This is a genomic window from Micromonospora parva, from assembly GCF_000718515.1.
GTDB lineage: Bacteria > Actinomycetota > Actinomycetes > Mycobacteriales > Micromonosporaceae > Micromonospora > Micromonospora parva.
The window spans coordinates 1-11,521 of the sequence record NZ_JNZS01000013.1 but is presented as its reverse complement, the minus strand read 5'-3'; the positions used below and the strand labels follow the sequence as shown (position 1 = coordinate 11,521).

The window sequence follows — 11,521 nt, the reverse complement described above, 5'->3', positions numbered from 1 at the left end:
TCGGCGCCGAGCCGGCACGGCGCGCCGCAAACCTCGCCCGGCGCCCGCGCCGGCCCTTTCGACGCGTCAGCGGCGTGCCCCGCCGCAGGTGGGACTGACCGACGCGACAGTCCCGATTGATGATCCGCTTGGCACCCGGCAGGGGAACGGTGGAGGATACGGGGGTGTCAGCCGAGGCGGGGCCCGCGACGGCCGGGGCCCGGGACGGGGCCGTCCGGCGTGTCCGGCTGCCCGCCGACCGCCGTACGCCGGCCGCCGCCCGCGCCGTGGTCCGCTCGGTGTTGACCGAGTCACACCTGGACGAGCTGGCCAACGAGGCACTGCTGCTCACCACCGAGCTGACCACCAACGCCGTCGAACACGCCGGCACCGAGCTGGACATCGAGGTCGTCGCCGACGAGGTCGGGCTGACCGTCACCGTCTCCGACTTCGCCCCCGGCTCGGGCGACGAGCTGACAGTCGGCGACCGCAACGACGCCACCGAGATCAACGAGGTCTCCGTGCGGGGCCGGGGTCTGCTGCTCGTCGACCACTTCGCCAGCCGCTGGGGCACCACGTACCTGCCCACCGGGAAGGGCGTCTGGTTCCGGCTGGACCGCCCCGGCGTCGACCCGCCCGCCGCGGGCACCGTCGGCGAGTCGACACCGGCCAGCGCCGGCCCACCGACGGGCGCCGACCCGTCCGCGCCGAGCGCCAGCGCGATGAGCGAACTCATGCAGACCGCCCCCGACCTGTACGGGGACGACCCGCTGCCCGACTTCGCCACCAGCCTGCTGAGCCGGGTCGCCGAGATGGTGGGCGCGGCCGGCGGCACGATCCGACTGGACCGGGGCGACGGGCAGGGCAGTCAGGTGCTGGCCCGCTTCGGTCGGCCGCCCCGCCCCGGCAGTGAGCTGCTCCGGGTGCCGCTGACGGTGCACCGCCCGTACGCCGGCGAGTTGGAGCTGGACGCGGCGCCGTCGGCGTACGCCCAACCGTTGGCGGTGCTCACCGCCGAGCGGCTGTCGCTGCACCTGGAGAACGACCGGCTGCGCCGGGCCGACATCCGCCGGCAGGTATGGCTGACGTTCCTGGCCGAGGCGAGTGAACTGTTGGCCCAGTCGTTGGACGTCGACCTGACCATGGCGCTGGTGCCGCAGTTGGTGGTGCCGCGACTCGGTCAGTGGTGCGCGGTGCACACCACCGACGAGTGGGGCCGGCTGCGGTTGGCGGCGGCCAGCCACGCCGACGAGTCGATGCTGCCGCAGTTGCACAAGGTGCTGGCCGAGACCGGGCCGGATTCGGTCCAGGCCCGCCTGCGCGAGGCGTCCCGCAGCGCGGCGCAGATCCCGCTGGGCGGGCCGATGGAGGGTTTTGCGGTCCCGCTGATCGCCCGCGGGCAGCGGCTCGGCACCCTGGCGGTGGGGCGGCACCAGCGGCACCGGCACGACCCGGACGAGGTGGCCGTGTTGGAGGACGTGGCCCGGCGGGCCGCGCTGGCCATCGAGAACGCCCGGATCCACGCCGAGCGCCGTCGCGTGGCGCAGACGTTGCAGCAGTCGCTGCTGCCCCCGGTGCTGCCGGTGGTGGACGGGATCGGGTTCGCCGCCGAGTACGTCCCGACCGGCGACGACGCCGAGGTGGGGGGCGACTTCTACGACGTGGTGCCGCTGCCGGACGGGCGCTGGCTGGTGGTGATCGGTGATGTCTCGGGCAAGGGTGTCCAGGCCGCCGCGGTGACCGGGCTGGTCCGCGACGTGATCAGGGTGCTGGTCGGCGACGGCAAACCGTTGCCGGAGGCGCTGGCCCGGCTCAACGAGACGCTTGTCGAACGCGGTGGCGGCCGTTACTGCACGTTGGCGCTGGCGGCGGTCGGGCCGGGCCAGGGCGACCAGTTGGCGGTGTCGCTGCACCTCGCCGGGCACGACCGGCCGGTGCTGCTGGCCGGGACGGGCGGCGCTGAGTTCGTCGGCACCGGCGGCACCGCGCTCGGCCTGCTCGACACGATCACCTCGCCGACGGCGGAGATCACGCTCGCCCCGGGCGATTCACTGATCTTCTACACCGACGGGGTCACCGAGCGGCGGCGCGGCCGGGAGCTGTTCGGTACCGACCGGCTGCGGGACGCCGCCGCGCCGCTGGCCGGTTACTCGGCCGACGTGGTGGCCGCCCGGCTGCGCGCCGCGGCGATCAACTTCTCGGTGGAGCCGCCCCGGGACGACATCGCCGTCCTGGTGCTGCGCAACGACGCGACCTGACCGTCGCGCCGTCTCCGGGTCTCGGGTCGCAGCTCCGATGCCCTGCCCCGACCTCACAGGCCGCCGGGGAGCCGGCCGGGGGCGAGTCGGTGCTCCGGATCGAGGTGACGCTTCGCGGCGCGCAACTGGGCCAGGCCGGCCAGCTCACCCCAGAGGTCGACCGCCTGGCGGACCGCTGCCGGAGCGGAGATCACCACGCAGCGACCCTGCCGGGCCAGCAGCACCCCGCGGACGGCGGCCAGGATGGACGCCACCCGGTCGGGTGCCAGCGCCCCGGGCAGTGCCGCGTGCACCATGCCCAGCCCGGCGGACCCGCGCACCGGGACGGGCGTGCCGGCCGCGTCGCGGAGCGCGTACACGGCGGCGTGCAGATCGCCGATCGGCACCTCCAGGCGCAGCGCCGTGTCACCGGGCGCGAACGGATAGCGGCGCCACCACGTCGGCGCCGAGTGGGCGATGGTGGCCTCGCCGTGCAACAGGCCGACCAGCCGCTCGGCCCGCTCGGTGACGTCGGCGGGGCCGCCCTCCAGCAGCACCACCAGGCTGCCGGCCCGGGACGGGGCACCGGCCCGGCCGGACATCGACGGGTGGCGCTCCCGGGCGGTGGCCGCCGGGTGACCGGGCGGGTACGGCGTACGCGGGCGGGGGGTGCCCCCGGGCAGATCCAGTTCGATGGCCGACGGCTCCAGTCGGGCGGCGAGGATCGTCCGGACCAGGTCGTGCACCTCCAACGGCGTCCACACCGGGCGGGACACCCAGAGCCTGCTGGCCGGCAGCGGCTGCACCCGCAGGCTCGCCGAGACCAGCACACCGAGCGCGCCCTGGGAGCCGCAGAGCAGGTGGGCCAGGTCGAGGCCGGGCGCGCCGCCACCGATGCTGATCAGCTCGCCGTCGGCGGCCAGGTAGCGCACACCGAGCAGCTGGTCGCAGGGACTGCCGTGGCGGTGCCGGAGCGGACCGGCCTCGCCGGCGGCGAGCACGCCACCCAGAGTCGCGCCGGGTGACGGGGCGTCCATCGCGAGCCGCTGCCCGGTGCGCTCCAGGGTGGCCTGCACCGCCCGCAGTGGAGTGCCGGCCCCCACGTCGGTGACCAGCGACTCGACCGGCTCGTGACCGATGCCGGCGAGCCGGCCGGTGTCGAGCAGGATGTCGACCTGAACGGGGGTGGCACCCCAGTCGATCTTCGTGCCCGCGCCTCGGGGCACCACCGTCAGATCGTGTCTGGCGGCCAGCCGCAGCACCTCGGCGGCGGCGTGCGGGCCGCCGGGAACGGCCACCCAGCGTGCCGGCCGCCCCGCCACCTCGTCGGCGGGCCCGGCCAGCCGGGAGAAGGGCGGGCCGCAGATCGCCGCCAACCGCCGGGTGATCTCAAGGGCTCCGGACCGGCCGAGGGAACTCGCTGCTGCCGCCATGCCGGCCATCGTACATGTGTTCGAATGCAGTGGTAGCGGGTATCGGGATGCCGCTGGTCCGGCGCACTGCCGCTGCCGGCCGGTAACGTGGCCGCCGTGACCACCGAGACTGCCCCGCCCGCGGCGAAGCGGGTGCCCAGCGAGCGCACCCACCACGGCGACACCGTCGTCGACGAGTACGCCTGGCTCGCCGCCAAGGACGACCCGGAGACGATCGCCTACCTGACCGCCGAGAACGAGTACACCGACGCGCGGACGGCACACCTGGCCGACCTGCGCGCCGACCTGTTCGAGGAGACTCGCCGACGCACCCAGGAGACCGACCTGTCCGTGCCGACCCGCAAGGGCGGTCACTGGTACTACACCCGGACGGTCGAGGGGCAGCAGTACGGAGTGCAGTGCCGACGGGCGGTCCGCGACGGTGAGACCGACCCGCCGGTCAGCGTGGACGGCGCCCCACTCGACGGCGAGGAGGTGCTGCTCGACGGAAACCTGCTGGCCGAGGGGCACGACTTCTTCTCGCTCGGCGCGTTCGACGTCAGCCCGGACGGTCGCTGGCTGGCCTACTCCACCGACTTCTCCGGCGACGAACGGTTCACCCTGCGGGTGAAGGACCTGACCACCGGTGAGCTGCTGCCCGACGAGGTGCCGGACACGTTCTACGGCACCGCCTGGTCGACCGACGCCTCGGTGCTGTTCTACGTGACGGTGGACGACGCCTGGCGACCGAACCGGGTCTGGCGGCACACCATCGGCTCCCCCGCCGCCGACGACGTGGTGGTCCACCAGGAGGACGACGAGCGGTTCTGGGTGGGCGTGGAGCTAACCCGGTCGGAGAAGTTCATCCTCATCGACGTGCACAGCAAGATCACCAGCGAGGTCCTGGTGATCCCCGCCGGCAACCCGACCGGCGCGCCCGCCGTGATCGCGCCCCGCCGGCAGGGCGTCGAATACACGGTGGAGCACCACGGGCACCGCTTCCTGATCCTGCACAACGACAACGCGGAGGACTTCGCACTGGCGTTCACCTCGGCGGACGTACCGGGCGACTGGGTGCCGCTGATCGAACACACCCCCGGCACCCGGCTGGAGGCCGTGGACGCCTTCGCCAACCACCTGGTGGTGTCACTGCGCACCGACGGGCTCACCGGGCTGCGGGTGCTGCCGGTGGGCAGCGACGACGGGTACGACATCGACTTCCCCGAGCCGCTGTACAGCGTCGGGTTGGACGCCAACCCCGAGTACCGCACCGGTCGGGTCCGGCTGCGCTACTCCTCCCTCATCACCCCCGACTCGGTGTACGACTACGACCTGGTCACCCGGCAGATGGTGCTGCTCAAGCAGAAGCCGGTGCTGCCCGGGCCGGACGGGCGACCGTACGACCCGGCCGAGTACGAGCAGCACCGCGACTGGGCGCTCGCCGACGACGGCACCCGGGTGCCGATCTCGCTGGTCTGCCGGGTCGGCACCCCCCGGGACGGCTCGGCGCCCTGCGAGCTGTACGGCTACGGCTCGTACGAGGCCAGCATGGACCCGTGGTTCTCGGTGGCCCGGCTGTCCCTGTTGGACCGGGGCGTGGTCTTCGCGGTGGCGCACATCAGAGGCGGCGGTGAGCTGGGCCGACGGTGGTACGACCAGGGCAAGCTGCTGGCCAAGAAGAACACCTTCACCGACTTCGTGGCGTGCGCCCGGCACCTGGTCAAGGCCGGCTGGACGGCCAGCGACCGACTGGTCGCCCGGGGCGCCTCGGCCGGTGGCCTGCTGATGGGTGCGGTGGCCAACCTCGCGCCGGACGCGTTCACCGGGATCGTGGCGCAGGTGCCGTTCGTGGACGCGCTCACCTCGATCCTCGACCCGTCGCTGCCGCTGACAGTCACCGAGTGGGAGGAGTGGGGCAATCCCCTCGACGACCCCGAGGTGTACGCGTACATGAAGTCCTACACGCCGTACGAGAACGTCACCGCCGTGGACTATCCCGCGATCCTCGCGGTGACCAGCCTCAACGACACCCGGGTGCTCTACTCCGAGCCGGCGAAGTGGATCGCCCGGCTGCGGGCGGTCGCCCCGGGCGGCGACTACCTGCTGAAGACCGAGATGGGTGCCGGGCACGGCGGCCCGAGCGGTCGCTACGACTCCTGGCGTGAGGAGGCGTTCATCAACGCCTGGATCCTGGACCGCCTCGGCCGCGCCTGACGACGGGGCGGCGGCGATGACCGACGAGGACGAGCCGGGGTCGACGCCCCGGCGCACCTCCGCGTGGATGATCCTCGCCGTGGTCGCCGCCGCCCTGCTCGTCTGCTGCTGCTCCGCCGCCGTGGGCCTGCTGATCTCCTGGTCGGCCGGGCTCTTCCACACCCCGGCCTGACCGCCGACGCGGCTTCAGCCGCGGCCGGCACCAACCAGCGCCGCCGCCTCGCCGGTACGCACCATCCGCTGCCAGCGCAACCGGTTGCCGATCAGTGCGGTGACCACCGACTGCACCACCACCAGGTACATGAGCTGCCGGTAGACCAGTTGCTGGAACGGCAGCGCCCACAGCGGCCCGTACCGCTCCCGGTCCAGTCGCAGCGCGTACCCGGCGGTGGCCGCCTGGAGCAGCAGCAACCCCGCCCAGGCCAGGGCGAGGGTCGACCAGGGCAGGAAGAGCAGGCCGTACACGGCGAACACGTCGACCGCCGGAGCGGTGAGCGGCAACACGATCTGGAACACCGTGAGGTACGGCAGGCCGCGTCGGCCCAACTTGCCGCCGGCACCCGACTCGCGCAGCGCGTGCCGGTGCTTCCACATCGCCTGCATCGTGCCGTAGCACCAGCGGTAGCGCTGTCGCCAGAGTTGGCGCAACGACGACGGAGCCTCGGTCCAGGCGATGGCCGACTCCTCGTAGACGACCCGCCAGCCGGCCCGCAGCACCTTCATGGTCAGGTCGGTGTCCTCGGCCAGCGTGTCCGACGGCACCCCACCCACCCGCAGCAGCACCTCGCGGCGGAACGCACCGATCGCACCGGGGATGGTCGGCATGCACTCCAGCACGTCGTACATCCGTCGGTCGAGGTTGAAGCCGATCACGTACTCCAGGTGCTGCCACCGGCCGAGCAGTCGACGCCGGTTGGCGACCTTGGTGTTGCCGCTGATCGCGCCCACCGACGGGTCGGCGAAGCCCTGCACCAGTCGGTACACGGTGTCCGGCTGGAAGACAGTGTCCCCGTCCACCAGCACCAGCAGGTTCGCCCGGGCGGCCCGGATGCCGGTGTTCAGCGCCGCCGGCTTGCCGGCGTTGGCCTGCCGGATCACCCGTACCCCGCGCAGTCGCATCCGCTCGACGATGTCGGCGGTCCCGTCGTCCGACCCGTCGTCGACGACGATCACCTCCAGCGCCGGGTACGCGCTGGCCATCAGCGACCGGACCGTGGCGGCGATGTTCGCCGCCTCGTTGTACGCGGGCACGATCACCGAGACGGGTGCCCGCACCTCCGGTCGGTCCCGCCGCGGACGGCGGACCCGGCGCACGTGCCGCTGGGCACAGACCACCTGCACCACGAGACGTGCGATCCCCAGTACGAGGGCGGTGGCGAGCAGCACGTTCATCACGTCGGCCGCCCAGCGGGCACCGGTCTGGGTCCAGCGCAGCGCGGTGCCGCTCAGCCGGGCACCAACGCCGGCCGGCACCATCGACGGCGAGGCGTCGATGCCGGCGGAGACGGTGGTGAACCGGTAGCCCTGCTCGCCCAGCGCGGGCAGCAGCCGGTCCAGCGCGGCGAGGGTCTGCGCCCGGTCACCGCCGCCGTCGTGCATCAGCACCACCGCTCCCCGGCCCTGCTTCGGGGTGGCCGCCCGCACGATCCGGTCGGCTCCGGGGCGCTGCCAGTCCTTGGTGTCCAGGTCGGTGAGCACCGCGACGTGCCCGGCACCGGCGGCGGCCCGCAACGCGGCGTACTCGGACCCGGTCAGCGCCGTCGGCACCGAGGAGAACGGCGGCCGGAACAGGGTCACCTCCCGGCCGGCGGCCGACGCGACCGCCTTACGGGTCAGCGACAGTTCGAGGTCGCGACGCCACGGCGACACGTCGGCGAGGTTGGCGTGGGTGAACGTGTGCGACCCGATCTCGTGCCCCTCGGCGAGGATCCGCCGGACCAGTTCGGGGTGCTCGTTGACCCGGGCACCCACCACGAAGAAGGTGGCGTGCGCGCCGTGCCGGCGCAGCACGTCGAGAACCTGCGGCGTCCACCGCGGGTCCGGCCCGTCGTCGAAGGTCAGCGCGATGGTGCGGTCCGGCAGCGCCCGACTGACCGGTTCGGCGCGGTCCAGCCGCAGCACCGGGCCACCCGAGCCGACGGCGGCCGGGACGTCCGGCGCGGGCCGCGCGGTGGCGTTTCCCGAACCACCGGCGAGGCCACTCACCAGACCGTTGACGGTGAGCGCCGCGAGCAGCAGGAGCAGCCCGAGCAGGAGAAGCAGCCAGTGTGCCCGGGGGTCACGCCGGGCCACGTGTTTCGCCATCGTCACTGCGGCTTACCGGGCGACCTGCTCGGCTTGGCGGTGTTGCGGTGCTCGTCGCCGCGACCCGGTCGGTCGGTGGCCGACGGCGCACCGGTGACGTCGGCGGTCGCACCGGCAGGGGTGGGGCTTCGGTCGCCGGCGGTCCGGGTGACGCGCGGCAGCGGCGCCGACGTCCGGGTCAACGGCGACGGCGACGGCGAGGTGGCCACCCGGGGCTGGTTGATCTCGTCGACGCCGGCCTCCACCGGGCGCGTCCCCCGGGAGTCGTCCGACCAGCCGGGCAGCGGCACCGAGGTGTCCAGGAAGAGCCCCGCGACGATCAGGGCCAGGCTGGTGAGCAGGCCAAGACCCATGGTGGTGCCAACGATGACGGTCAGCCGCCGACGACGCCCGGTGCCGTCGACGAACACCGGCGGGGCGGTGCCCGGTTGGTTGTGCATCTGGCGAACTCCCATGGTCACCGTGCCGGGACCGTCGGGTCCGACACCGGAAACCCGATCGTCCGGGCCTCCGGTGCACACAGCGACGCCGCCACCTGCTGTGTTACATCGACTCAGGCCGTACGCAGCTCGTCCAACGCCGTGCTGGTGCGCAGGAAGAGCAGACCGACACCGACCGTCACCAGCACCGCGGCCAGCGTGCCGGCACCGAGCCAGGCCAGGTGCTCCAGGGGTACGGGAACGGCTCGCTCGATCCCGGGGGTGTACACGATCCGGGTGTACTGCTCGCGGGTGGCCGGGTCGTCGCACAGCGCGGCCGTGGCCTCGCAGATCTCCGCCGATGAGCCGCCCGTCGACACCTTCGCGATGAGCCCTCGACCGAGCAGCGTGCCCACGGTGAGCGCGAGCAGGATCGCCGGCACCGCCGGGGTCAGCGCCTGCCAGGCCACCGAACGGCTCAGCACGGCGCGGGGCACCCCGGTGGCCACCAGCGCGGCGTAGGCACGTCGGCGGGCGACGATCCCCTCGACCAGCGCGACGATCAGCCCACCCGTCGCGATCAGAATGGCCACGGCCACCGCGCCGTCGACGAGATCCATGGTGGACAGATAGAAGGGGTTGTCGCCACCGTCAATCCCGGCGAGTCGACTCTGCTCCCGCTCGAGCTGGTCCTTGGTGGCGAAGTAGGCGCGCTGGGCGGCCGCACCCCCGCCGAAGATCACGGCGGCGAGCAGCGCGGCGAACGTGCGGCTGCCCGCCCACGGGTCGGCCATCAGCCGACCGGCCGCGAGCAGGGCCGCGGGACGGCGGGCGTGCCGGCGCAGCAACAACCCGCAGTTGTACGAGATCCAACCGGTGCCGATCACCACGCCGACCATCGCCGCGATCCCACTCGCCGCGAACATCAGCGGCATCAGCCAGGTCACCAACTCCTCGTTGTCGTCGAACCGTTCCCCCACCGGCTGGATCGCCGCGAACGAGAGCACACCAAGCACGATCAGAACGCCGGCCCACGGTCGCGGGCCGCGCTCGCGGGGGGCCTTCCGGCTCACCCCGAGCGGGCTGGTGGTGACCGTACGCAGCATCACCGCAGTGGCCAACGCCGCGACGACCGGCAGACCGAGCACCACCCCGGCCAGCGCGCCGGGTGACGGCAGCACGTCGGTGGGCAGGGCCAGTTGACCTCGCGCGTCCGGGCGGTGCAGCAGATCGCGACCCACCAGGTAGACACCCAGCCCGGTGAGCGTGCCGAACAGAGCGGCCACGCCGGTCTCCAGCACCACCAACCGGGTGACCTGCCCGGGAGTGGCGCCGGCCAACCGGAGCCCGGCCAACCGGCGGTCCCGTGCCGGCGCGCCGAGCCGGGCGCACTGACCGGCCAGCGCCAGCACCGGGAGCATCAGCATCAGCAGCGCGAACGCCGTACCGCCACGCAACCCGGGCTCCACCAGCAGCGCGTTGTGGTACTGCTCCGACCACCTGTTCGGGTTCTCCTCCGTCGCGGTGGGCGTGGGGATGGCCAACACGGTGAGCGCCGCGAGCCCGGCCAGTGTCGCCAGCAGGGCGCTGAGCGCCGTGAGCACCACCCGGGCGGTGTCGGTGCGGGTGCCGGCGAGGGCGAGCCGGACCAGCGTCGCCGGTCTCACCGCGCGCCGCCGGTCAGCGGCACGTCGAGCCCCAGGCCGGTGTGGTCCACCAGGCCGTCGCGCAGCACGATCTCCCGATCGGCGTACGCGGCGATCCGCGGCTCGTGGGTGACGAGCAGGACGGAGGTGTGCTGCTCACGGGCGAGCCGGACCAGTTGGGTGAGGACCTGTTCACCGGTGAGCGTGTCCAGCGCTCCGGTCGGCTCGTCGGCGAAGAGCACCCGCGGTTCGGTCACCAACGCCCGCGCCGTGGCGCACCGCTGCTGCTGACCGCCGGACATCTCACCCGGCCGGACGTCGGCCAACTCGGCCACCCCGAACCGTTCCAGCCAGGTGAGTGCCGCCACCCGCGCCTCTCGCCGCCCCGTGCCGGCGAGAAGCAGCGGCAGGGAGACGTTCTCCGCCGCGGTCAGTTCGGCCACCAGCTGGCCGAACTGGAACAGCACCCCGAACTCGGTACGCCGCAGCCGGGACCGGGCCGCCTCCGACCAGGTGTCGATGCGGTGCCCGCGCCAGCTGACCTCACCGGCGTCCGGCCGGAGGATCCCCGCCAGGCAGTGCAGCAGGGTCGACTTGCCGCAGCCACTCGGCCCGGTCACGGCGACGATCTCGCCCTCGGCCACGTCGAGCGTCACGCCGCGCAGCGCGGGCGTCGGACCGTACGCCCGAACCACGCCGCGAGCCTGGAGTTGCGTCACGGATGCACCTCCCGGTGCCAGTCGGCGACCCGGCCCAGGGTGGCGTGCAACCACCCCAGATCCGCGTCGAGGTGGGCGATCGCGAAATCGGCCGCGATCACATCGCTGAGGGTGGCGGTCGGGTCGGTCTTGACCACTGTCAGTTCCCGCAGGCGTGCGGTGTGCGCGGCCCGCTGGGCGACCAGGTAGGAGCGGGCCCGGTCGACGTCGGCGACCAGCAGCGCCACCACGACCTTGGCGAAGAGCGTGCTGGCCACGTACGGCATCGGCGGTTCCACTGTGGACAGCCACTGGTCCAGCGTGTCCCGCCCCTGGTCGGTCAACGCGTACGCGGTGCGGTCCGGCCCGGCCACGCGGTCCTGCCCGGCGGCGGCCACCAGCCCGTCGCGTTCCAGCCGGCCGAGAGTGGCGTAGACCTGCCCGAAGGCCAGCGGCCGAGCGCGCGGCAGCCGCTCGTCGTGCGCACGCTTCAGCTCATACCCGTGCCGACTGCCCCCAGCGAGCAACCCGAGCAGAACATGCGGCGTCGACACCCCGCCCACTATTCACCCAGCGAATACCCAAGTCAACAACCCCACCCCTCCTGCCCCC

At 73.3% G+C, this 11,521-nt stretch carries 9 protein-coding genes; 3 read left to right on the top strand and 6 right to left on the bottom strand.

All coding sequences use genetic code 11. The annotated features are described in order from the left end of the window. Positions 1 to 164 precede the first annotated feature (164 nt). Positions 165 to 2,237: a SpoIIE family protein phosphatase gene (locus IF22_RS0119485; RefSeq protein ID WP_030334009.1), complete on the top strand. Its 2,073-nt coding sequence runs from the start codon at positions 165 to 167 to the stop codon at positions 2,235 to 2,237. A gap of 53 nt (positions 2,238 to 2,290) precedes the next feature. On the opposite strand, the gene IF22_RS0119480 is transcribed toward IF22_RS0119485, so the two are convergent. Beyond that, entirely contained in the window at positions 2,291 to 3,649 is a 1,359-nt protein-coding gene (locus tag IF22_RS0119480; RefSeq protein ID WP_030334007.1) for an FAD-binding oxidoreductase, read from the bottom strand. Between the two features lie 96 nt (positions 3,650 to 3,745). Here IF22_RS0119480 and IF22_RS0119475 point away from each other — a divergent pair, with 96 nt between their 5' ends. Then, the gene (locus IF22_RS0119475) at positions 3,746 to 5,842 is read left to right on the top strand and encodes a S9 family peptidase (RefSeq protein ID WP_030334005.1); all 2,097 of its coding nucleotides are present in this window, start codon (positions 3,746 to 3,748) and stop codon (positions 5,840 to 5,842) included. A 16-nt stretch (positions 5,843 to 5,858) separates the two neighbouring features. Continuing rightward, positions 5,859 to 6,014, top strand: coding sequence for a hypothetical protein (locus IF22_RS35445; RefSeq protein WP_167337316.1), 156 nt, complete (start codon positions 5,859 to 5,861; stop codon positions 6,012 to 6,014). Positions 6,015 to 6,028: 14 nt separating this feature from the next. On the opposite strand, the gene IF22_RS0119465 is transcribed toward IF22_RS35445, so the two are convergent. The 5 genes from IF22_RS0119465 to IF22_RS0119445 all read right to left on the bottom strand — a co-directional run bounded on the left by IF22_RS0119465 (position 6,029) and on the right by IF22_RS0119445 (position 11,463). After that, positions 6,029 to 8,146: a bifunctional polysaccharide deacetylase/glycosyltransferase family 2 protein gene (locus tag IF22_RS0119465; RefSeq protein ID WP_030334003.1), complete on the bottom strand. Its 2,118-nt coding sequence runs from the start codon at positions 8,144 to 8,146 to the stop codon at positions 6,029 to 6,031. A gap of 2 nt (positions 8,147 to 8,148) precedes the next feature. Further along, positions 8,149 to 8,586, bottom strand: coding sequence for a hypothetical protein (locus IF22_RS0119460; protein WP_030334001.1), 438 nt, complete (start codon positions 8,584 to 8,586; stop codon positions 8,149 to 8,151). 113 nt (positions 8,587 to 8,699) lie between these two features. Then, a complete protein-coding gene (locus IF22_RS0119455; RefSeq protein ID WP_030333999.1) occupies positions 8,700 to 10,232 on the bottom strand; it encodes an ABC transporter permease in 1,533 nt (510 codons plus the stop codon). Beyond that, positions 10,229 to 10,930, bottom strand: coding sequence for an ABC transporter ATP-binding protein (locus IF22_RS0119450; RefSeq protein WP_030333997.1), 702 nt, complete (start codon positions 10,928 to 10,930; stop codon positions 10,229 to 10,231). Before IF22_RS0119450 ends, IF22_RS0119455 begins: the two co-directional genes overlap by 4 nt. Continuing rightward, on the bottom strand, positions 10,927 to 11,463 hold the full coding sequence (locus IF22_RS0119445) for a PadR family transcriptional regulator (RefSeq protein ID WP_030333995.1): 537 nt from the start codon (positions 11,461 to 11,463) through the stop codon (positions 10,927 to 10,929). The genes IF22_RS0119450 and IF22_RS0119445 overlap by 4 nt, the downstream gene beginning before the upstream one ends. Positions 11,464 to 11,521: the final 58 nt, after the last annotated feature.